Genomic DNA, 21,093 nt, shown 5'->3' with positions numbered 1-21,093 from the left:
GCTTATAAAAGAAGATTTAATTATGACGTTGTCTCCTTATCTGCAAGAGGTGGCCAAGCGCCGCACTTTTGCCATTATCTCGCACCCGGACGCCGGTAAAACGACCATCACCGAGAAGGTGTTGCTGTTCGGACAGGCGATCCAGACTGCGGGTACCGTAAAAGGCCGTGGCTCCAGCCAGCACGCAAAATCTGACTGGATGGAGATGGAAAAGCAGCGTGGTATTTCGATTACCACCTCCGTGATGCAGTTCCCGTATCACGATTGCCTGGTGAACCTGCTGGACACCCCGGGTCACGAAGACTTCTCCGAAGATACCTACCGTACCCTGACGGCGGTTGACTGCTGTTTGATGGTGATCGACGCCGCGAAAGGGGTAGAAGATCGTACCCGTAAGCTGATGGAAGTCACCCGTCTGCGCGATACGCCGATCCTCACCTTCATGAACAAACTCGACCGTGACATCCGCGATCCGATGGAGCTGATGGATGAAGTGGAAAACGAGCTGAAGATCGCCTGTGCGCCCATTACCTGGCCGATTGGCTGCGGTAAGCTGTTCAAAGGCGTTTACCACCTCTATAAAGACGAAACCTACCTGTATCAGACCGGTAAAGGCCACACCATTCAGGAAGTGCGTATTGTTAAAGGTCTGGACAACCCGGATCTGGACGCGGCGGTTGGCGAAGAGCTGGCCGCGCAGCTGCGCGACGAGCTGGAGCTGGTGAAGGGCGCGTCGCACGAGTTCGACAAAGAGCTGTTCCTGAGCGGTGAAATCACCCCGGTCTTCTTCGGTACCGCACTGGGTAACTTCGGCGTTGACCACATGCTGGACGGTCTGGTGGAGTGGGCGCCGCGTCCGATGCCGCGTAAAACCGACACGCGTGAAGTGGAAGCGCAGGAAGAGAAGTTCACCGGCTTCGTGTTTAAAATTCAGGCCAACATGGATCCGAAACACCGCGACCGTGTGGCCTTTATGCGCGTAGTGTCCGGTAAGTATGAAAAGGGCATGAAGCTGCGCCAGGTGCGCATCGGGAAAGACGTTGTCATCTCCGACGCGCTGACCTTTATGGCGGGCGATCGTTCACACGTTGAAGAAGCCTATCCGGGCGATATCATTGGTCTGCATAACCACGGCACCATCCAGATCGGTGATACCTTCACTCAGGGTGAAATGATGAAATTCACCGGTATTCCGAACTTCGCACCGGAGCTGTTCCGCCGTATTCGCCTGCGCGACCCGCTGAAGCAGAAACAGCTGCTGAAAGGCCTGGTTCAGCTCTCCGAAGAGGGTGCCGTGCAGGTGTTCCGTCCAATCGCCAACAACGATCTGATCGTGGGCGCGGTCGGCGTGCTGCAGTTCGACGTGGTGGTTGCGCGTCTTAAGAGCGAATACAACGTGGAAGCGATTTACGAGTCGGTGAACGTCGCTACCGCGCGCTGGGTTGAGTGTGCTGACGTGAAGAAATTCGAAGAATTTAAGCGTAAGAATGAGATCCAGCTGGCGCTGGATGGCGGCGATAACCTGACCTATATCGCCCCAACCATGGTAAACCTGAACCTGACGCAGGAACGTTATCCTGACGTTCAGTTCCGCAAAACCCGCGAGCACTAATCCCCCCTCAGAGCACGGCTGCTGCCGTGCTCTTCTTTAATTCCTGTCTTATTAATCCCTTGCGGAATGTTCTTAATTCACGGCAATTTCACGCCTTTTGCGCATTTTCTATCCGATTCTGAAAGCGACACTGTGAGAGTGATCTATATTTAACTCAGTGTTTAGCACCGGGCGTGGATGAATAAACTGTTCAATGCATGACTTTAGGTTCTCCATTTCACCCGCGTGCTTATTCGCGAAATATAAAACTAGTAATAAAGGAAGTTTGTCGCTCGAATGACGGGCAAAACACAGGAATACATCGATGAATATGACAAGACTTAAGATTTCTAAAACTCTGCTGGCGGTGACTCTGGGTAGCGTTCTGGTTAGCGGTTCTGCCCTGGCGGAAAGCAGCACCATGGATAAAGCACAGTCCACTGCCAACACCGCAGGGGAAAAAATCGATAGCTCTATGAATAAAGTCGGTAATTTCATGGATGACAGCTCAATCACAGCAAAAGTGAAAGCCGCACTGGTGGATGATGAAGCCATCAAGAGCACCGATATTTCGGTTAAGACCGACAAGAAAGTCGTCACCCTGAGCGGGTTCGTGGAAAGCCAGGCCCAGGCCGAAAAGGCTGTTAGCGTGGCCAAGGGAGTCGAAGGTGTCGCATCGGTTAGCGATAAGCTGCACGTTCGCGACGCTAAAGACACCTCCGTGAAGGGTTATGCCGGGGATGCGGCAACCACCAGTGAAATCAAAGCTAAACTGTTAGCAGATGACATCGTGCCATCCCGTAAGGTGAAAGTGGAAACCACTGATGGTGTGGTGCAGCTTTCCGGCACGGTTGATTCTCAGGCACAAATTGAACGTGCCGAATCTATTGCGAAAGCGATTGATGGTGTGAAAAGCGTTAAAAACGATCTGAAAGCGAAGTAAATCTTCACCATTCGCCCGTCTGGCTGAGACCTGCGGGCGAAATAAGAACGACTCTGGAAAAACGCCGGTGAGTGACCTGAGTGCTCACGTTTAGCGGCCGACATTAACTATGGTAAAGGAGAGGCTTATGTTTCGTTGGGGCATTATATTTCTGGTTATCGCGTTAATTGCCGCCGCTTTGGGCTTTGGTGGATTGGCGGGTACTGCGGCATGGGCAGCTAAAATTGTCTTCGTTGTGGGTATTATTCTGTTCCTGGTCAGCCTGTTTACGGGTCGACGCCGTCCTTAGCAAAACGCAATATTTCATAAACAAACTAAAGCCAGTCCTCGTGACTGGCTTTTTCTCGTTTGAGAACCTGATGGGATGGCGTTACTGTGTCTGAACACAATAATGAAAACAGGAAGGCAGAGGTGGGGCAGCGAATTCCCGTTACGCTCGGCAATATTGCGCCGCTGACGTTAAAACCGTTCCGCACGGGTCAACTTGCACTGGTTTGTGAAGGTGGTGGCCAGCGCGGCATTTTCACAGCGGGCGTGCTGGACGAATTTATGCGCGCGCAGTTCAACCCGTTTGACCTCTACTTCGGTACCTCTGCCGGGGCACAGAACCTCTCCGCTTATGTCTGCAATCAGCCCGGCTACGCGCGCAAAGTGATTATGCGCTACACCACGGCAAAAGAATTTTTTAATCCGGTGCGCTTCGTACGCGGCGGGAACCTGATCGATCTCGACTGGCTGTTGGATTCCACATCCAGTCAGATGCCGCTGGCGATGGACACCGCCGCCCGTCTGTTTGATGCCGGAAAAGAGTTCTGGATGTGCGCCAGCCGGGGCGATGATTATTCGCCGGGTTACTTTTCGCCGCAGAAAGAGAACTGGCTGGATATTATCCGCGCCTCCAGCGCGATTCCCGGTTTTTATCGAACCGGTGCGCTGCTGGATGGCATCAGCTATCTGGACGGTGGGATCAGTGACGCGGTGCCGGTACAGGAGGCCGCCCGACGCGGGGCGAAAACCATCGTGGTGATCCGAACCGTACCGTCGCAAATGTATTACACGCCGCAGTGGTTCAAACGCATGGAGCGCTGGCTGGGCGACAGCAGCCTGCAGCCGCTGGTGAACATCGCGAAGCAGCATGAAACCACCTACGGCGCGATGCAGCGCTTCATTGAAAAACCGCCGGGAAAATTGCGTATCTTCGAAATTTATCCGCCTAAGCCGCTGCTAAGCATGGCGCTTGGCAGCCGTATTCCTGCGCTGCGCATGGATTACAAAACGGGACGACTGTGCGGACGTTACTTCCTGGCGACGGTGGGGAAAATGCTGGCGGAACAGCCGCCTCTGCATCGGCATAAACGCATTATCACCCCGCCTGCGATTGTTGCCAACGACCCGCTGACCATGCCGCTGGTGGATATTCCCCAGGCGAACGATGTTCCACTGGATAACGAGGATCTGGCGTGACGCACCGCTTTGTCGATACCCATTGTCACTTTGATTTTCCACCCTTCACCGGCGACGAGGTGCCGAGCATCGATCGCGCCGCACGGGCGGGCGTCGACGCGATTATTGTGCCCGCGATTGAAGCGGCGTATTTCGAGCGCGTTCTCGAACTCGCCCGCCGTCACGACGCGCTGTATGCCGCGCTGGGTCTCCATCCTATCGTCATAGAACATCACCTGGACGAACATCTCGACAGCCTGGACGCCGTTTTGCAAACGGCTGAGAAGAAGCTGGTTGCCATCGGTGAGATCGGCCTCGATCTTTATCGCGAGAACCCGCAGTTTGAGCGCCAGCAGACGATCCTCGACGCGCAGCTCAGGCTGGCGAAGCGTCACGATCTGCCGGTGATCCTCCATTCGAGACGCACGCACGATAAGCTGGCGATGCACCTGAAACGCATCGATCTGCCGCGCAGGGGCGTCGTGCACGGTTTCTCCGGAAGCCTGCAGCAGGCGCAGCGTTTTATCGAGCTGGGCTACAAAATTGGTGTGGGTGGCACCATTACCTATCCGCGCGCCAGTAAAACCCGTGACGTGATGGCACAGCTGCCGCTGTCGGCGCTGCTGCTGGAAACGGATGCCCCCGATATGCCGCTAAACGGTTTTCAGGGGCAGCCTAATCGTCCTGAACAGGCGGCACGCGTGTTTACTACGCTCTGTGAACTGCGTCCGGAGCCAGCGGCGGTGATTGCCGATGCGCTGCTTGAGAACACGCGTACGCTATTTGGCATCACCCTATAGATAGAGCGACGGGCGGATCACGGCGATCCGCTTTTCTTCCAGCGCCACAGCCAGCGGTTCCACGTCCTCCGGCGTCGCGCTACGCCATGACGCCGCCTCACCATAAACGCCGTGGGCGCGAAATGCATTGATTCGCACAGGAATGTTTCCAAGCCCGTGAATGAATGTCGTCAGCGGTTTGAGATGTTCCAGATAATCACAATGCTCTGGGATGACCAATAAGCGGAGTTCCGTCAAACGGTGGCGATCCGCCAGCCAGCGAATGCTCTGCTTAATCTGCGGGTTTTCGCGCCCGGTCAGGAAGCGGTGATGCTCGTTCCCCCACGCCTTGAGATCCAGCATCGCGCCATCCAGTACCGGCAGCAGCTTTTGCCAGCCGGTTTCGCTTAACAGACCGTTGCTGTCGACCAGACAGGTCAGGTGGCGCAGGGCGGGATCGGCTTTGATCGCGGTGAACAGGGCAATCAAAAACGGCAATTGCGTGGTGGCTTCACCGCCGCTCACGGTGATCCCTTCGATAAAAGGGGCGGATTTGCGAACCCGGGAGAGGATCTCCTCCACGCTGAAGCGGTGCGCCATGGGCGTTGCCTGCTGCTGGCAGAGGTGAAGGCAGGTATCACACTGCTGGCAGTCGCTCTCCTGCCACCATACGCGCCCGGCCTGCATGGTCAGCGCGTCGTGCGGGCAGTGGGGCACGCAGTCGCCGCAGTCGTTGCAGCGGCCGATCGTCCACGGGTTGTGGCAGGTTTTGCAGCGCAGATTACAGCCCTGCAGGAACAGCGCCAGGCGACTGCCCGGCCCGTCTACGCAGGAAAAAGGGATGACCTGACTAACTAAAGCGCATCTGCTGTTCATGGCTTATCACGCGCGGCTGACGTTCCAGAATGCGGGTATTGCGTGCGGCTTCTTCCCCCAGCCACGTGGTGTTGGTGCGCGATCCCGCTTCCCGGTATTTCTCCAGATCCGATATTCGCACCATATAGCCAGTGACGCGCACCAGATCGTTACCCGCCACGTTAGCAGTGAATTCACGCATACCGGCCCTGAACGCGCCGAGGCAAAGTTGAACCACCGCCTGAGGATTGCGTTTGACCGTCTCCTCCAGGGTGAGAATATCGCTGATCCCGGCGTGATAGTGTTTGTGATGCGGCGCAACGGCTAGCAGATGGCTGATGGGATCCGGCTCGTCGCCGTAGGGCAGACGCGCGCCCGGCGTGGTGCCGGAATCAGAACTGATCCCCGACTGCGCATGCAGCATCGCGCGACGCTTCCAGCCGTGTTTAACCGGCGTGTTTTCAACGAATGCCGCGAGCTGCTCGCTGATGCGATACCCCAGCGCGTTAGCCTGTTCGTCTTTACCGTAACGGCCCTCGATGCCTTCCTTCTCGCAGAGCACGTTCACCGCTTCCGCCAGACCGTACATGCCAAACATCGGCACAAACCGATCGGCAGCAATCAGCCCCTCCTTCACCAGGAAGCTATTCTCAAAGAAGCCAGATTGCGCATACAGGAAATTGCAGCGCGCATCGATGATGGCGATTTGCTGCTGGCAGTAGTGCGGGAGCGTGCGGGTAAAGAAGTCTTCGGCAGAAGCGCTGTATTCGGCAATGGCCTTAAGGTTAAGGCGTACAAGGGTACTGCCACCGCCTGCAAGCGGCAGAGAGTTGTAACAACTCACCACACCATAGCGACCTTTTGTGAAAATTTTATCATTCACCGGACCATTGGAAACATGCGGTTTACTGCATTCACATATGTTTTTCGCCACCTCAAGCAGCAAATCGTCCGGGGTGATATCGGGATCGTAGATAAAGGTCAGATTCGGCGCGACCTGTTTCAGCTCTGCGTCAGCGCGCAGAATGGCACGGGTGACGGGCGTATCCGCCGGGCCGATATTGGCGTGCATAAAGGCATCTGGCAGGGTTCTGTCGAGATAGCGCCAGAAACGTTTTATTCGGCTATCGATCTCTTCTTGTGTTAGAATTCTAACATATGGATTCAGAATTGCATCCAGCTGGCCCAGATAGACGGGCATGGATGTGACGGACGGAACATGGTGATACAGGATGGTTAACAGCGAGAGGGCGTCATCCAGGTCTTTCGCCCCTTCCAGCTCCAGCCATTCTGAACCGTTAGCCAGGAATTTTTCATAATCCGGCAGAACGTAGCGCGGTTTGTAAGGCGCATGGCCTTCGAACATGTCGCAGATAAAACCCTCGTCCAGCGCGGCGCGTGCCGCCTGCGGCAGGGCGGGATAGGGCAGATCGTTTTCCGCTTCCAGCGCCAGAAAATGACGTTTTTGCTCAGGCGTTAACACCGGGCTTGTCACAATGTGCTGGCAACGTTGTTGCAGGGCGTCGAGGCTGGAGTGGGGCATGTGCGCTTCCTTTAGTATTCTGCGGATGATGAACAGATTGTAGAAAGCCAGCCTGTTGGGGCTTTTGATCCGACAGGGGGTATCGCTGCTTTAGCCAGCAATTAGCGCAATAAAGTTTGAAGAAGATCTCATTACAGTAATGCAAATTTGTACGTAGTTTTCATTAACTGTGATGAATGTCGAAGTGTGGATGCGGGTGAATGTTAGAATACTCACAGACCCGCAAGGTAAAATTTATACGGCACTGCCGTTGGAGAATGTTATGACCGATTTAACTGCAAGCAGCCTGCGCGCGTTGAAACTGATGGACCTGACCACCCTGAACGATGACGACACCAATGAAAAAGTCATCGCCCTGTGCCATCAGGCGAAAACGCCGGTGGGTAACACCGCAGCCGTCTGTATCTACCCGCGCTTTATCCCGATTGCCCGTAAAACGCTGAAAGAGCAGGGCACCCCGGACGTGCGCATTGCCACCGTCACTAACTTCCCGCACGGCAACGACGATATCGAGATTGCGCTGGCAGAAACCCGCGCGGCGATTGCTTACGGTGCAGACGAAGTAGACGTGGTGTTCCCGTACCGCGCGCTGATCGCCGGCAACGAGCAGGTCGGTTTTGATCTGGTGAAGGCCTGTAAAGACGCGTGCGCGGCGGCAAACGTGCTGCTTAAAGTGATCATCGAAACCGGCGAGCTGAAAGAAGAGGCGCTGATTCGCAAAGCGTCTGAAATCTCCATCAAAGCCGGTGCGGATTTCATCAAAACCTCTACCGGTAAAGTGCCGGTTAACGCCACCCCGGAAAGCGCGCGCATCATGATGGAAGTGATCCGCGACATGGGCGTGTCCAAAACCGTTGGTTTCAAACCTGCGGGCGGCGTGCGTACCGCCGAGGACGCGCAGCAGTTCCTGGCGATTGCCGACGAGCTCTTCGGCGCAGACTGGGCCGATTCCCGTCACTACCGCTTCGGTGCGTCCAGCCTGCTGGCCAGCCTGCTGAAAGCGCTGGGTCACGGCGACGGTAAGAGCGCAAGCAGCTACTAAGTTTGAATTGGCGGGTGGCGCTACGCTTACCCGGCCTACCGGATCGTAGGGCGGGTAAGCGTAGCGCCACCCGCCACAATTCCCCGATTCCGCATGGAGGTTACCGTGTTTCTCGCACAAGAAATTATTCGTAAAAAACGTGATGGTCATGCATTAAGCGACGAAGAGATCCGCTTCTTTATCAACGGCATTCGTGATAACACCGTCTCTGAAGGGCAGATTGCGGCTCTGGCGATGACCATTTTTTTCCACGATATGTCGATGCCTGAGCGCGTGTCGCTGACCATGGCGATGCGAGATTCAGGAACCGTTCTGGACTGGAAAAGCCTCAACCTCAACGGCCCGATTGTGGATAAACACTCCACCGGCGGCGTGGGCGACGTAACCTCCCTGATGCTCGGCCCAATGGTGGCAGCCTGTGGCGGTTACATCCCGATGATCTCCGGGCGCGGCCTGGGCCACACTGGCGGTACGCTCGACAAACTGGAAGCTATTCCGGGCTTTGATATCTTCCCGGATGACGGCCGCTTCCGCGACATTATTAAAGACGTTGGTGTGGCGATTATCGGCCAGACCAGCTCTCTTGCTCCGGCAGACAAGCGTTTCTACGCGACGCGTGATATTACCGCGACCGTTGACTCCATCCCGCTGATCACCGCGTCGATTCTTGCCAAGAAACTGGCAGAAGGACTGGACGCGCTGGTGATGGACGTAAAAGTGGGCAGCGGCGCGTTTATGCCGACCTATGAACTTTCCGCTGCGCTTGCCGAAGCGATCGTTGGCGTCTCCAACGGCGCAGGCGTGCGCACTACCGCACTGCTCACCGACATGAACCAGGTGCTGGCCTCCAGCGCCGGTAATGCGGTCGAAGTGCGTGAGGCAGTACAGTTCCTCACAGGTGAATACCGTAACCCGCGTCTGTTCGACGTGACCATGGCGCTGTGCGTTGAGATGCTGATCTCCGGCAAGCTCGCCAAAGACGATGCGGAAGCGCGCGCGAAGCTGCAGGCGGTGCTGGACAACGGCAAAGCGGCGGAAATCTTTGGCCGCATGGTTGCGGCGCAGAAAGGCCCGACCGATTTCGTCGAAAACTACGCGAAATACCTGCCAACCGCGATGCTCAGCAAAGCCGTTTATGCAGATACCGAAGGCTTCGTTTCCGCAATGGACACTCGTGCGCTCGGCATGGCGGTAGTCTCGATGGGCGGTGGACGCCGTCAGGCATCGGACACCATTGATTACAGCGTCGGCTTTACCGATATGGCCCGTCTGGGCGACAGCGTTGACGGTCAACGTCCGCTGGCGGTGATCCACGCCAAAGACGAAGCCAGCTGGCAGGATGCGGCAAAAGCCGTGAAAGCGGCCATTACGCTTGACGATAAAGCACCAGAAAGCACACCGACTGTCTATCGCCGCATCACTGAATAACTGTATACTGATCTGATCGCTATTTTTTGAAGCACTACGTACGGAGAACAATTATGAAACGTGCATTTATTATGGTGCTGGACTCATTCGGCATCGGCGCAACTGAAGATGCAGATCGTTTTGGTGACGTGGGTTCCGATACCATGGGTCACATCGCGGAAGCCTGTGCCAAAGGCGAAGCGGATAACGGTCGTAAAGGTCCCCTGACCCTGCCAAACCTGACCCGCCTCGGTCTGGTAAAAGCGCACGAAGGCTCTACCGGTAAAATCGCAGCCGGTATGGACGGCAACGCGGAAGTCGTGGGTGCCTACGCCTGGGCGCACGAACTCTCTTCCGGTAAAGATACCCCGTCCGGACACTGGGAAATCGCCGGTGTGCCGGTGCTGTTCGACTGGGGCTACTTCTCCGATCACGAGAACAGCTTCCCGCAGGAGCTGCTCGACAAACTGGTTAAACGTGCGAACCTGCCGGGCTACCTCGGCAACTGCCACTCTTCCGGTACCGTGATTCTGGACGAACTTGGCGAAGAGCACATGAAAACCGGCAAGCCGATTTTCTACACTTCTGCCGACTCCGTGTTCCAGATTGCCTGCCACGAAGAGACCTATGGTCTGGATAAACTCTACGAACTGTGTGAAATCGCCCGTGAAGAGCTGACCGAAGGCGGCTACAACATCGGCCGCGTGATCGCGCGTCCGTTTATCGGCGACAAGGCGGGTAACTTCCAGCGTACCGGTAACCGTCACGACCTGGCCGTTGAGCCACCGGCACCGACCGTGCTGCAGAAGCTGGTCGATGAGAAAGACGGTCACGTGGTTTCCGTGGGTAAAATTGCGGATATCTACGCTAACTGCGGCATCACCAAAAAAGTGAAAGCCACCGGTCTTGATGCGCTGTTCGATGCCACCATCAAAGAGATGAAAGAAGCGGGTGACAAGACCATTGTTTTCACCAACTTCGTGGACTTCGACTCCTCCTGGGGGCACCGTCGTGATATCGCGGGTTACGCCGCCGGTCTTGAACTGTTTGACCGCCGTTTGCCAGAGCTGATGGAGCTGGTGGGTGAAGATGACATTCTGATCCTGACCGCGGACCACGGCTGCGACCCAAGCTGGACCGGTACCGACCACACCCGCGAGCACATTCCGGTGCTGGTGTACGGCCCGAAAGTGAAGCCGGGCTCGCTCGGTCACCGTGAAACCTTCGCGGACATCGGCCAGACCATTGCGAAATATTTTGGTACGTCTGACATGGAATATGGCAAGGCCATGTTCTGATGTCATTGCCCGGTGGCGCTTCGCTTACCGGGCCTACGGTTTTGTAGGCCGGGTAAGGCGTAGCCGCCACCCGGCAAAAACAACAAGTTAAAAGGAACTGAAGATGGCAACTCCTCACATTAATGCAGAAATGGGTGATTTCGCTGACGTCGTATTGATGCCGGGCGACCCGCTGCGCGCGAAGCACATTGCAGAAACTTTCCTGGAAGACGTGCGTGAAGTGAACAACGTTCGCGGCATGCTCGGCTTCACCGGAACCTATAAAGGCCGCAAAATCTCCGTCATGGGCCACGGTATGGGTATCCCATCCTGCTCTATCTACACCAAAGAGCTGATCACCGATTTCGGCGTGAAGAAAATCATCCGCGTGGGCTCCTGCGGCGCGGTGCGTATGGACGTTAAGCTGCGCGACATCGTTATCGGTATGGGTGCCTGCACCGATTCCAAAGTGAACCGCATGCGTTTCAAAGACCATGACTTCGCGGCAATTGCAGACTTCGGCATGGTGCGTGACGCGGTTGACGCGGCAAAAGCGCTGGGCGTTGACGCGCGCGTGGGTAACCTCTTCTCTGCTGACCTGTTCTATGCGCCGGACGGCGGTGAGATGTTCGACGTGATGGAAAAATACGGCATTCTGGGCGTGGAAATGGAAGCGGCGGGCATCTACGGCGTTGCGGCGGAGTTTGGTGCGAAAGCGCTGACCATCTGCACCGTGTCCGACCACATCCGTACCCACGAGCAGACCACTGCCGCTGAGCGTCAGACGACCTTCAACGACATGATCAAAATCGCGCTGGAATCCGTTCTGCTGGGCGATAAAGAGTAAGAACTGTTGTGCCGGGTGGCGGCTTCGCCTGACCCGGCCTACGGTTTTGTAGGCCCGCTAAGCGCAGCGCCAGCGGGCTTTTTTACTAGCGCACGGCCTGCGCAATCCACGCCGACAGCTCCCGCAGCTCATTTTCCTGCTCCGGAAAATCCCCAATCAACGCGTCGCATTCCTGCTGCAGCATATCCGCCCGGTACAAACAGCCCTGCAAACGAGCCGCCAGCGCCTCTAACGGTGCCGGGTTCAGGCTATCGGTAAACACCTGCGTGCGGGTGATATGGCCTTTCTCCACGTCAAAATGCAGCTCCACGCCGCCCCAGGTAAAACGCTCATCCAGCAGATGGGAAAACGCAGGCGCCTGGCCGAAGTTCCACTCCCAGCTGCTCTGGCGGGCGAAGGTTTCAGCAAAGTTGGGCAGGTCCGGGGTTTTATCTGGAGAGATTACCTCCGCTTCCACGCGCTCGCCGTAGTGCGCAAAGAACGCCTCGCGGATCGCACCGCAGATCTGCTCGTGCGTAATGCCCGGCAGCAGCTCCACCAGATTCGCCACGCGCCCACGCACGGAGGTAATCCCTTTAGCCTGGAGCTTTTTCTTGTCCGGATTCAGGTAGTTCGCCAGACGGCTCAGGTCAGCGTTCAGCAACAGGGTGCCGTGGTGGAAGCCGCGATCCATCGTTTCGCGGTAGGCGGAGCCGGAGACCTTCCGGTCGCCATCGGGGGTTTTCACCACCAGATCGTTACGCCCGGAGGCTTCCGCCGTCACGCCGAGTGAATTCAGCGCGTTGAGGACGATGGACGTTGAGATGGTTTTGTCGTACTCCGGTTTACCCGCCATAAAGGTAAAGCAGGTATTGCCCAGATCGTGGAACACCGCGCCGCCGCCGCTGCTCCGGCGCGCCAGGCGGACGTTGTCTTCTTCCATGCGCCGGGTGTTGCACTCTTTCCACGGGTTTTGCGCACGACCAATGACCACCGTATCGGCGTTACGCCAGAGAAACAGCACGCGCTGGGTGGCGGGCATCTGGCGGAAGATGCACTCTTCTACCGCGAGATTAAACCAGGGATCGTAAGAGTCAGAGATAAGCAGGCGTAACGTCGTCATGGCAAAGGTCCTTTTCCGAATCGTTCGCCTACTTTATCACTATTCTTTCTTCTCGCTCTCTTCGTCTTCGGGAACGGACCGGCTGGCGGTCAGCAGGAACGGGGATTGCTGCCAGCGCGTGCGTTTGCCGCGAAGCAGGGTGCGCGCCAGCACAACGCCGATGGCGAGCGAAAGCAGCAGCATCAGGCGCAGAATGTTGGTGGTATTATCGACCTGTTTGGCTTCGGTGGGCAGAGTATGGGTGTCGAGCGTCAGGCGCAGATACCCCAGAGGACCATTCTTGCCCTGAATAGGTTCAACAAGCTGTTGGTTGAAGTAGCCGCCGGCTTTTTTGCCGTCCAGCGCCAGCCTGTCCCGCACGTTGACGTGCTCGCCCGCGCGGGCAATCAGGTTACCTTGCTCATCATAGACGCCCGCATCAAGAATGCGGCTGTTCTCCGTGAGCTGGCGTAAAACCTGTCCTATCCGCTTATCGTCCGGCGTTTCCGTTCGCATGGACGGCGCGACGTTGAGCGTCACCTGACGCGCCAGCGTGCGGGCCAGCTCTTCAAACTGCGGGTTGCGTTGCCGTTGATGATTCTGGCTAAACCACGATGCCCCTTGCATCAGCACCACCAGAAGTGCGAGACAGATCAGGACAATCACGGCGCGATGGAGCCGGAATTTCAGTTTTGCGCGAGCCATATTCCACCTGCTGAAAATTTACGGCTTAATGTTGCCAGAAGTGATGGTTACAGGGTAGCCTCATGCGTTATTTTCCCTCTGGAACCTTCCGGCGCGAACGAATTTACAGGAGCTTTAATGCCGAACATTACCTGGTGTGACCTGCCAACGGATGTCTCTTTATGGCCAGGATTGCCGCTCTCTTTAAGTGGCGATGAGGTGATGCCTCTGGATTACCACGCCGGTCGTAGCGGCTGGCTGCTGTACGGACGCGGTCTGGACAAGCAACGCCTGACCCAGTATCAAAGCAAGCTGGGCGCGGCGATGGTCATCGTCGCCGCCTGGTGCGTGGAAGACTACCAGGTTATTCGCCTGGCCGGTTCCCTGACGCAGCGCGCCACGCGCCTGGCGCATGACGCCGGGCTGGACGTCGCGCCGCTGGGTAAAATCCCTCACCTGAAAACCCCTGGCCTGCTGGTCATGGACATGGACTCTACGGCGATCCAGATCGAATGTATCGACGAGATTGCGAAGCTGGCGGGCAGCGGCGAGCTGGTGGCGGAAGTCACCGAGCGCGCGATGCGCGGCGAGCTGGACTTCACCGCCAGCCTGAGACAGCGCGTGGCGACCCTGAAAGGGGCCGATGCCAACATTCTGCGCCAGGTGCGCGACGTGCTGCCGCTGATGCCCGGGCTGACGCAGCTGGTGCTGAAGCTGCAGTCGCTGGGCTGGAAAGTGGCGATCGCTTCCGGTGGCTTCACCTTCTTCGCGGATTATCTGCGGGAAAAACTGCATCTGACCACCGTGGTGGCCAACGAGCTGGAGATCATGGACGGCAAGCTGACCGGCCAGGTGATCGGCGATATTGTGGATGCCCAGTACAAAGCCAATACGCTGACCCGTCTGGCGGAAAAATATGAAATTCCGGTTGTCCAGACCGTCGCTATCGGGGACGGCGCGAACGACCTGCCGATGATCAAAGCGGCCGGGCTTGGTATTGCCTACCACGCCAAGCCAAAAGTGAATGAAAAGACGGAAGTGACTATCCGTCATGCTGACCTGATGGGGGTGTTCTGCATTCTCTCCGGCAGCCTTAATCAGAAATAACGAGGTAAACCGTGGCGAAAGCTCCAAAACGCGCATTTGTCTGTAATGAATGTGGTGCGGATTATCCGCGCTGGCAGGGGCAATGCAGCGCCTGTCATGCCTGGAACACCATCACCGAAGTGCGTGGTGTGGCGGCTTCGCCGAGCGTGGCCCGCAACGAGCGCCTGAGCGGCTATGCCGGTAACGCGGGCGTGGCGAAGGTGCAAAAACTCTCGGACATCAGCCTCGAAGAGCTGCCGCGCTTCTCCACCGGGTTCAAAGAGTTCGACCGCGTGCTTGGCGGCGGCGTGGTACCGGGCAGCGCTATCCTGATTGGCGGTAATCCCGGCGCGGGTAAATCGACCCTGCTGCTGCAAACGCTCTGCAAGCTCGCCGAACAGATGAAAACCCTGTACGTCACGGGGGAAGAGTCCCTGCAGCAGGTGGCGATGCGCGCGCACCGCCTGGGTCTGCCGACCGGCAACCTGAACATGCTCTCCGAAACCAGCATCGAGCAGATCTGCATGATCGCCGAAGAAGAGCAGCCGAAGCTGATGGTGATCGACTCCATCCAGGTGATGCACATGGCGGACATTCAGTCCTCGCCGGGTAGCGTCGCGCAGGTGCGTGAAACCGCGGCCTACCTGACGCGCTTTGCCAAAACGCGCGGCGTGGCGATTGTGATGGTCGGCCACGTCACCAAAGACGGCTCGCTGGCGGGGCCGAAGGTGCTCGAACACTGTATCGACTGCTCCGTGATGCTCGACGGCGACGCGGATTCCCGCTTCCGCACCCTGCGCAGCCATAAAAACCGCTTTGGGGCGGTGAATGAGTTAGGCGTATTTGCCATGACCGAGCAGGGGCTGCGCGAAGTCAGCAACCCGTCGGCCATCTTCCTGAGTCGTGGCGATGAGATCACCTCCGGCAGCTCGGTGATGGTGCTGTGGGAAGGGACGCGCCCGCTGCTCGTTGAAATTCAGGCGCTGGTGGACGTGTCGATGATGGGCAACCCGCGGCGCGTGGCGGTTGGTCTGGAACAGAACCGTCTGGCGATCCTGCTGGCGGTGCTGCACCGTCACGGCGGGCTGCAGATGGCAGATCAGGACGTCTTCGTGAACGTGGTCGGCGGCGTCAAAGTTACTGAGACCAGTGCAGACCTGGCGCTGCTGCTGGCGATGGTCTCTAGCCTGCGCGACAGACCGCTGCCGCAGGATCTGGTCGTCTTCGGCGAAGTGGGCCTCGCCGGGGAAATCCGTCCGGTGCCCAGCGGTCAGGAGCGTATCTCCGAGGCGGCAAAACACGGCTTCCGCCGGGCTATCGTTCCCGCCGCCAACGTGCCGAAAAAAATCCCGGAAGGGATGCAGGTATTTGGCGTGAAAAAACTCGCAGATGCGTTAAATGTCTTTGACGACTTATAATTACGTATTCGATTTTGCAGGAGGCACCGTAATTTATGTCATCATTTGACTACATCAAGACCGCAATCCGCCAGAAGGGCTGCACGCTGCAGCAGGTGGCGGACGCCAGCGGCATGACCAAAGGCTACCTGAGCCAGCTGCTGAACGCCAAAATCAAAAGCCCCAGCGCGCAGAAGCTCGAAGCGCTGCACCGCTTTCTGGGGCTGGAATTCCCGCGTATGCAAAAGAACATCGGCGTGGTGTTCGGCAAGTTTTACCCGCTGCATACCGGGCATATCTATCTGATCCAGCGCGCCTGTAGCCAGGTGGACGAGCTGCACATCATCATGGGCTATGACGAAACCCGCGACCGTCAGCTGTTTGAAGACAGCGCCATGTCGCAGCAGCCGACCGTGCCGGACCGCCTGCGCTGGCTGCTTCAGACCTTCAAGTACCAGAAAAACATTCGTATTCATGCCTTCAACGAAGAAGGTATGGAGCCGTACCCGCACGGCTGGGACGTGTGGAGCAACGGCATCAAAGCGTTTATGGAAGAGAAGGGCATTGCGCCGAACTGGATCTACACCTCTGAAGAGTCCGACGCGCCGCAGTTCCGCGAGCATCTGGGTATCGAGACGGTGCTGATCGATCCGAAGCGCACCTTCATGAACATCAGCGGGGCGCAGATCCGCGAAAACCCGTTCCGCTACTGGGATTACATCCCGACCGAGGTGAAGCCGTTCTTTGTGCGCACGGTAGCTATTCTGGGCGGCGAGTCGAGCGGGAAATCAACGCTGGTCAACAAGCTGGCGAACATCTTCAACACCACCAGCGCGTGGGAGTACGGACGCGACTATGTCTTTTCCCATCTGGGCGGCGATGAGATGGCGCTGCAGTATTCCGACTACGATAAAATCGCGCTCGGTCACGCTCAGTACATTGATTTCGCGGTGAAATACGCCAACAAGGTGGCGTTTATCGATACCGATTTCGTCACCACGCAGGCGTTCTGTAAAAAATACGAAGGGCGCGAGCACCCGTTCGTGCAGGCGCTGATTGACGAATACCGCTTTGACCTGGTGATCCTGCTGGAGAACAACACCCCGTGGGTGGCCGACGGCATGCGCAGCCTCGGCAGCTCCGTGGACCGGCGGGAGTTCCAGTCCATGCTGGTGGAGATGCTCAATGAAAACAACGTTGAGTTTGTGCACGTGGAAGAGTCGGACTACGACTCCCGTTTCCTGCGCTGCGTCGAGCTGGTGAAGGAGATGATGGGGGAGCAGGGGTAAGCGTTAACCTCCCTCTCCCTGTGGGAGAGGGCCGGGGTGAGGGCATCAGGCCACTCAATACTCAACCACCACTTTCCCGCGCATATGCCCCTCCAGCACCTTACGGTGCGCCTCGGTAATGCTTTCCACGCTCAGCCCGTGCAGCGTTTCACTCAGCGAGCTTTCCACCACGCCGTTATCCACCAGCTTCGCCACCTCATTGAGGATCTCACCCTGACGCGCCATATCAGCGGTCTGGTACATGCTGCGGGTGTACATAAATTCCCAGTGCAGCGCGGCGGATTTCGACTTCAGCTTGTCCTGGTTCAGCGGACGTTCATTCTCGACGATAGAACAGATATGCCCCTGCGGCGCAATCAGTTCGCTGACCGCCTCCCAGTGTCCGTCGGTATCGTTGAGGATGAAAATGTAATCCACAAAGGTCAGCCCGTGCTTCGCCAGTTCGCCTTTCAGATCGCGGTAGTTCACCACCACATCTGCACCTCGATCGCGGCACCACTGGGCGGAATCTTCACGCGACGCGGTTGCGATGATTTTCACCTTGCTGTTGTGCTTCGCGAACGGGATCGCCAGCGATCCCACCCCGCCCGCACCGCCGACGATCAGCAGGGTTTTGTCCGCACCGGCATCCTGAATGTTCAGCCGTTCAAACAGGCCTTCCCACGCGGTGAGCGCGGTCAACGGTAGCGCAGCGGCAGCCGCCCAGCCGAGGCTGGCCGGTTTGTGCCCGACAATGCGCGCATCGATCAGCTGATGCGTGGTGTTGCTGCCCGGACGGGTGATGTCGCCCGCGTACCACACTTCATCTCCCGGCTTGAATCCGGTCACGCCCGTCCCAACGGCTTTGACGATCCCGCTGGCATCCCAGCCGAGCACGCGCGGCTCGTTCAGCCCATTTTTGGCAATGCCCGCATGCACCTTGGTGTCTACAGGGTTTATGGAGACGGCTTTCACCTCCACCAGCAGATCGTGCTCGCCGGGTTGCGGCATCGGCGGGGTGATTTCAATAAAAACAGCAGGGTTCGCTGGGTTAACGGCAATGGCTTTAACAGACATGGTGTGCTCCTCAATGGAATGCGTTTTGTTGAGGCTAGTCTATAAAGTGGACAGCTGCGTGATAAGATGGACAATCAAGAACTCAGCGTTCGTACAGGGTGAACAATCATGTTTAAACAGCTGCAGGATATGGCGCTGTTCGCGCTGGTGGCGGAGATGGGCAGCTTTACGGCTGCCGCTCAGAAAGCGGAACTGCCAAAATCCAGCGTTAGCCAGCGGATTAGTCAGCTGGAACAGCAGGTGGGGATCCGCCTGCTCAACCGCACCACGCGCAGGATCAGCCTCACGTTTGCGGGCGAGCACTATCTGGTGCACTGCCGCGAAATGCTGGCGGCCAGCGAGCGGGCGGAGTACGCCATTCAGCGCCTGCGCGAAAACCCGAGCGGGCGGCTGCGCATCACCTGTCCGGCTGGGATTGGGGCGACGCTGCTGGCGCACATGAACGCCGAGTTCCAGCTTCGCTATCCTGAGGTTTCGCTGGACGTGTCGATCTCTGATGACGTGGTGGACCTGGTCGAGGCCGGGTTTGACGTGGCGCTGCGTACCGGCAAGCCGCAGGACTCCTCCCTGATTGGCCGCATGATCGGGCACTGCCCGCGCTACATGCTGGCCTCGCCGGACTATCTGGCGCGCCGGGCGCCGCTGACGCATCCCCGTCAGCTGGTGGAGCACCGCAGCATTACGCACCGGGCGTGGTCAGAGTGGCTTCTGCGAAGCGAGAGCGAGGATTACCGCTACCTGCCGGATAACGCGCACATGACCGATAACCTGGTATACGCCCGCGAATGTGCGATGGCCGGGGCGGGGATTACGCTCCTTCCGGCTTTTTTGCTGGAAGATAAGGTCGAGAAAGGGGCGCTGGTGCAGGTACTGCCGGAGTGGAACGTTGAAGGAAACGACCTGTGGCTGGCCTACCCGAGCCGTAAGCTCAACTCACCCGCGCTGATGAGCTATATCGACTTTGCGATGCAGTTTGACGAGGTGAAGCGGTATTACGTGGGCGGGTGATTTTGTGCGGCCTGATGCCCTCACCCTGTCCCTCTCCCACGGGGAGAGGGAACAAACATAAAAAACGGCAACCGAAGTTGCCGTTTTGCTTTTATTTCGAAATACGCTTGTACTTAATACGCTTCGGCTCCAGCGCGTCGGCGCCCAGCGTGCGTTTCTTGTACTCTTCGTATTCGGTGAAGTTACCTTCGAAGAACTCCACTTTACCTTCGTCCTGGTAGTCCAGGATGTGGGTCGCGATACGGTCGAGGAACCAGCGGTCGTGCGAGATAACCATCGCGCAGCCCGGGAACTCCAGCAGGGCGTTTTCCAGCGCGCGCAGGGTTTCGATATCCAGGTCGTTGGTTGGTTCATCGAGCAGCAGAACGTTACCGCCCACCTGCAGCAGCTTCGCCAGGTGCAGACGACCGCGCTCACCGCCGGACAGCTCGCCCACGCGTTTGCCCTGGTCGGTGCCTTTAAAGTTAAAGCGGCCAACGTAGGCGCGGCTTGGCATCTCGGTGTTGCCGATACGCATGATATCCAGACCGCCGGAGACTTCTTCCCATACGGTTTTGCTGTTGTCCATCGCGTCACGGAACTGGTCAACGGAGGCCAGCTTCACGGTTTCACCCAGGGTGATTGAGCCGCTATCAGGCTGTTCCTGACCGGACATCATGCGGAACAGGGTTGATTTACCCGCGCCGTTCGGACCGATGATCCCGACGATAGCGCCTTTCGGTACGGAGAAGGTCAGGTCGTCGATCAGCACGCGGTCGCCGTAAGACTTGCGCAGGTTGGTCACTTCAACCACTTTATCCCCCAGACGTGCTCCAGGTGGAATAAACAGTTCGTTGGTTTCGTTACGTTTCTGGTATTCGGTATTGTTCAGCTCTTCGAAGCGTGCCAGACGGGCTTTGCCCTTAGACTGACGGCCTTTCGCGCCCTGACGCACCCACTCCAGCTCTTTCTCAATAGACTTACGACGCGCCGCTTCCTGAGACGCTTCCTGAGCCAGACGCTGATCTTTCTGCTCCAGCCAGGAGGAGTAGTTGCCTTCCCACGGAATGCCTTCGCCGCGGTCCAGCTCCAGGATCCAGCCGGCGACGTTGTCGAGGAAGTAACGGTCGTGGGTGATCGCCACAACGGTGCCTTCGAAGTCGTGCAGGAAGCGCTCCAGCCACGCCACGGATTCCGCATCCAGGTGGTTGGTCGGTTCGTCGAGCAGCAGCATGTCTGGTTTTTCCAGCAGCAGGCGGCACAGCGCCACGCGGCGACGTTCACCACCGGAGAGCTTCTCAACTTTTGCATCCCAGTCCGGCAGACGCAGGGCATCGGCCGCGCGCTCCAGCTGCACGTTCAGGTTGTGACCGTCGTGCGCCTGGATAATCTCTTCATACTTGCCCTGCTGCGCGGCCAGCTTGTCGAAGTCCGCATCCGGCTCGGCGTATTTGGCATACACTTCATCCAGACCTTTCAGGGCGTTAACCACTTCGGACACCGCTTCTTCAACGGATTCGCGAACGGTGTGTTCCGGGTTTAGCTGAGGTTCCTGCGGCAGGTAGCCAATCTTGATGCCAGGCTGCGGACGGGCTTCACCTTCGATGTCTGTATCGATGCCCGCCATGATGCGCAGCAGGGTGGACTTACCGGCACCGTTGAGACCCAGAACACCGATTTTTGCGCCCGGGAAGAAGCTCAGCGAGATATTTTTAAGAATATGACGTTTCGGCGGGACAACTTTGCCGACACGATGCATGGTATAAACGAATTGAGCCACGTTGGA

19 protein-coding genes are annotated in these 21,093 nt (G+C 57.6%); 13 read left to right on the top strand and 6 right to left on the bottom strand.

Annotated elements, in window-relative coordinates:
* Positions 1-22: 22 nt before the first annotated feature.
* The 5 genes from prfC (at position 23) to KK102_RS16700 (ending at position 4,777) form a co-directional block, all read left to right on the top strand.
* A complete protein-coding gene (prfC, locus tag KK102_RS16720) occupies positions 23-1,612 on the top strand; it encodes a peptide chain release factor 3 (protein WP_126545166.1) in 1,590 nt (529 codons plus the stop codon).
* Between the two features lie 304 nt (positions 1,613-1,916).
* Complete coding sequence (gene osmY / locus KK102_RS16715; protein ID WP_126545165.1) at positions 1,917-2,534, top strand: molecular chaperone OsmY; 618 nt, start codon at positions 1,917-1,919, stop codon at positions 2,532-2,534.
* A gap of 127 nt (positions 2,535-2,661) precedes the next feature.
* A complete protein-coding gene (locus tag KK102_RS16710; protein WP_003856556.1) occupies positions 2,662-2,823 on the top strand; it encodes a DUF1328 domain-containing protein in 162 nt (53 codons plus the stop codon).
* A gap of 122 nt (positions 2,824-2,945) precedes the next feature.
* Positions 2,946-3,998 carry a patatin-like phospholipase family protein gene (locus KK102_RS16705; protein ID WP_108417145.1) on the top strand — a complete coding sequence of 351 codons (1,053 nt, stop codon included), beginning with the start codon at positions 2,946-2,948 and terminating at the stop codon, positions 3,996-3,998.
* Entirely contained in the window at positions 3,995-4,777 is a 783-nt protein-coding gene (locus KK102_RS16700) for a TatD family hydrolase (protein WP_126545164.1), read from the top strand. Before KK102_RS16705 ends, KK102_RS16700 begins: the two co-directional genes overlap by 4 nt.
* Here the strand turns inward: KK102_RS16700 and KK102_RS16695 are convergent.
* Together KK102_RS16695 and KK102_RS16690 are read right to left on the bottom strand one after the other, a co-directional pair.
* Positions 4,772-5,632, bottom strand: coding sequence for a YjjW family glycine radical enzyme activase (locus tag KK102_RS16695; protein WP_216358044.1), 861 nt, complete (start codon positions 5,630-5,632; stop codon positions 4,772-4,774). The two genes, KK102_RS16700 and KK102_RS16695, sit on opposite strands and share 6 nt — an antisense overlap.
* Positions 5,607-7,154, bottom strand: a complete 1,548-nt coding sequence (locus KK102_RS16690) for a YjjI family glycine radical enzyme (RefSeq protein ID WP_216358043.1) — start codon at positions 7,152-7,154, stop codon at positions 5,607-5,609. The genes KK102_RS16695 and KK102_RS16690 overlap by 26 nt, the downstream gene beginning before the upstream one ends.
* A gap of 262 nt (positions 7,155-7,416) precedes the next feature.
* On the opposite strand from KK102_RS16690, the gene deoC reads away from it, so the two are divergent.
* From deoC to deoD, 4 genes are all read left to right on the top strand, one after another.
* Positions 7,417-8,196, top strand: coding sequence for a deoxyribose-phosphate aldolase (gene deoC / locus KK102_RS16685; RefSeq protein WP_003856543.1), 780 nt, complete (start codon positions 7,417-7,419; stop codon positions 8,194-8,196).
* 105 nt (positions 8,197-8,301) lie between these two features.
* Positions 8,302-9,624, top strand: coding sequence for a thymidine phosphorylase (deoA, locus tag KK102_RS16680; RefSeq protein WP_126545161.1), 1,323 nt, complete (start codon positions 8,302-8,304; stop codon positions 9,622-9,624).
* A gap of 53 nt (positions 9,625-9,677) precedes the next feature.
* On the top strand, positions 9,678-10,901 hold the full coding sequence (gene deoB / locus KK102_RS16675; protein ID WP_126545160.1) for a phosphopentomutase: 1,224 nt from the start codon (positions 9,678-9,680) through the stop codon (positions 10,899-10,901).
* A gap of 103 nt (positions 10,902-11,004) precedes the next feature.
* Positions 11,005-11,727 (top strand): purine-nucleoside phosphorylase, encoded by a 723-nt coding sequence (deoD, locus tag KK102_RS16670; protein ID WP_032649888.1) that lies wholly within the window; start codon positions 11,005-11,007, stop codon positions 11,725-11,727.
* 85 nt (positions 11,728-11,812) lie between these two features.
* Here deoD and lplA read toward each other — a convergent pair whose 3' ends face one another.
* The gene (lplA, locus tag KK102_RS16665; RefSeq protein ID WP_216358042.1) at positions 11,813-12,829 is read right to left on the bottom strand and encodes a lipoate--protein ligase; all 1,017 of its coding nucleotides are present in this window, start codon (positions 12,827-12,829) and stop codon (positions 11,813-11,815) included.
* Positions 12,830-12,868: 39 nt separating this feature from the next.
* Positions 12,869-13,513 carry a YtjB family periplasmic protein gene (locus KK102_RS16660; RefSeq protein ID WP_126545158.1) on the bottom strand — a complete coding sequence of 215 codons (645 nt, stop codon included), beginning with the start codon at positions 13,511-13,513 and terminating at the stop codon, positions 12,869-12,871.
* Positions 13,514-13,630: 117 nt separating this feature from the next.
* On the opposite strand from KK102_RS16660, the gene serB reads away from it, so the two are divergent.
* Genes serB through nadR form a run of 3 tightly spaced genes read left to right on the top strand, consistent with a single transcriptional unit; the run spans position 13,631 to position 17,264 of the window.
* Positions 13,631-14,599: a phosphoserine phosphatase gene (gene serB / locus KK102_RS16655; RefSeq protein ID WP_025757501.1), complete on the top strand. Its 969-nt coding sequence runs from the start codon at positions 13,631-13,633 to the stop codon at positions 14,597-14,599.
* Positions 14,600-14,610: 11 nt separating this feature from the next.
* A complete protein-coding gene (gene radA / locus KK102_RS16650) occupies positions 14,611-15,996 on the top strand; it encodes a DNA repair protein RadA (protein WP_014068810.1) in 1,386 nt (461 codons plus the stop codon).
* Between the two features lie 35 nt (positions 15,997-16,031).
* Positions 16,032-17,264: a multifunctional transcriptional regulator/nicotinamide-nucleotide adenylyltransferase/ribosylnicotinamide kinase NadR gene (gene nadR, locus KK102_RS16645; RefSeq protein WP_006810194.1), complete on the top strand. Its 1,233-nt coding sequence runs from the start codon at positions 16,032-16,034 to the stop codon at positions 17,262-17,264.
* A 54-nt stretch (positions 17,265-17,318) separates the two neighbouring features.
* Here the strand turns inward: nadR and KK102_RS16640 are convergent, their stop codons facing one another.
* Positions 17,319-18,320 carry a zinc-binding alcohol dehydrogenase family protein gene (locus KK102_RS16640; RefSeq protein WP_216358041.1) on the bottom strand — a complete coding sequence of 334 codons (1,002 nt, stop codon included), beginning with the start codon at positions 18,318-18,320 and terminating at the stop codon, positions 17,319-17,321.
* A 108-nt stretch (positions 18,321-18,428) separates the two neighbouring features.
* Between KK102_RS16640 and KK102_RS16635 the strand changes: the two genes are divergently transcribed.
* Entirely contained in the window at positions 18,429-19,328 is a 900-nt protein-coding gene (locus KK102_RS16635) for a LysR family transcriptional regulator (RefSeq protein WP_216358040.1), read from the top strand.
* Positions 19,329-19,419: 91 nt separating this feature from the next.
* Here KK102_RS16635 and ettA read toward each other — a convergent pair whose 3' ends face one another.
* A complete protein-coding gene (gene ettA / locus KK102_RS16630; protein WP_126545155.1) occupies positions 19,420-21,087 on the bottom strand; it encodes an energy-dependent translational throttle protein EttA in 1,668 nt (555 codons plus the stop codon).
* Positions 21,088-21,093: the final 6 nt, after the last annotated feature.

The sequence above is a fragment of the Enterobacter quasimori genome (assembly GCF_018597345.1).
Classification (GTDB): Bacteria; Pseudomonadota; Gammaproteobacteria; order Enterobacterales; family Enterobacteriaceae; genus Enterobacter; species Enterobacter mori.
This window is presented reverse-complemented; position numbering and strand designations above follow the sequence as displayed.

Excerpts from the sequence above, each read along its gene's own strand:
- prfC (WP_126545166.1), top strand. The coding sequence starts at position 23 with ATGACGTTGTCTCCTTATCTGCAAGAGGTGGCCAAGCGCCGCACTTTT.
- osmY (WP_126545165.1), top strand. The coding sequence starts at position 1,917 with ATGAATATGACAAGACTTAAGATTTCTAAAACTCTGCTGGCGGTGACT.
- KK102_RS16710 (WP_003856556.1), top strand. The coding sequence starts at position 2,662 with ATGTTTCGTTGGGGCATTATATTTCTGGTTATCGCGTTAATTGCCGCC.
- KK102_RS16695 (WP_216358044.1), bottom strand. The coding sequence starts at position 5,632 with ATGAACAGCAGATGCGCTTTAGTTAGTCAGGTCATCCCTTTTTCCTGC.
- KK102_RS16690 (WP_216358043.1), bottom strand. The coding sequence starts at position 7,154 with ATGCCCCACTCCAGCCTCGACGCCCTGCAACAACGTTGCCAGCACATT.
- deoC (WP_003856543.1), top strand. The coding sequence starts at position 7,417 with ATGACCGATTTAACTGCAAGCAGCCTGCGCGCGTTGAAACTGATGGAC.
- deoB (WP_126545160.1), top strand. The coding sequence starts at position 9,678 with ATGAAACGTGCATTTATTATGGTGCTGGACTCATTCGGCATCGGCGCA.
- deoD (WP_032649888.1), top strand. The coding sequence starts at position 11,005 with ATGGCAACTCCTCACATTAATGCAGAAATGGGTGATTTCGCTGACGTC.
- lplA (WP_216358042.1), bottom strand. The coding sequence starts at position 12,829 with ATGACGACGTTACGCCTGCTTATCTCTGACTCTTACGATCCCTGGTTT.
- KK102_RS16660 (WP_126545158.1), bottom strand. The coding sequence starts at position 13,513 with ATGGCTCGCGCAAAACTGAAATTCCGGCTCCATCGCGCCGTGATTGTC.
- serB (WP_025757501.1), top strand. The coding sequence starts at position 13,631 with ATGCCGAACATTACCTGGTGTGACCTGCCAACGGATGTCTCTTTATGG.
- nadR (WP_006810194.1), top strand. The coding sequence starts at position 16,032 with ATGTCATCATTTGACTACATCAAGACCGCAATCCGCCAGAAGGGCTGC.
- KK102_RS16640 (WP_216358041.1), bottom strand. The coding sequence starts at position 18,320 with ATGTCTGTTAAAGCCATTGCCGTTAACCCAGCGAACCCTGCTGTTTTT.
- KK102_RS16635 (WP_216358040.1), top strand. The coding sequence starts at position 18,429 with ATGTTTAAACAGCTGCAGGATATGGCGCTGTTCGCGCTGGTGGCGGAG.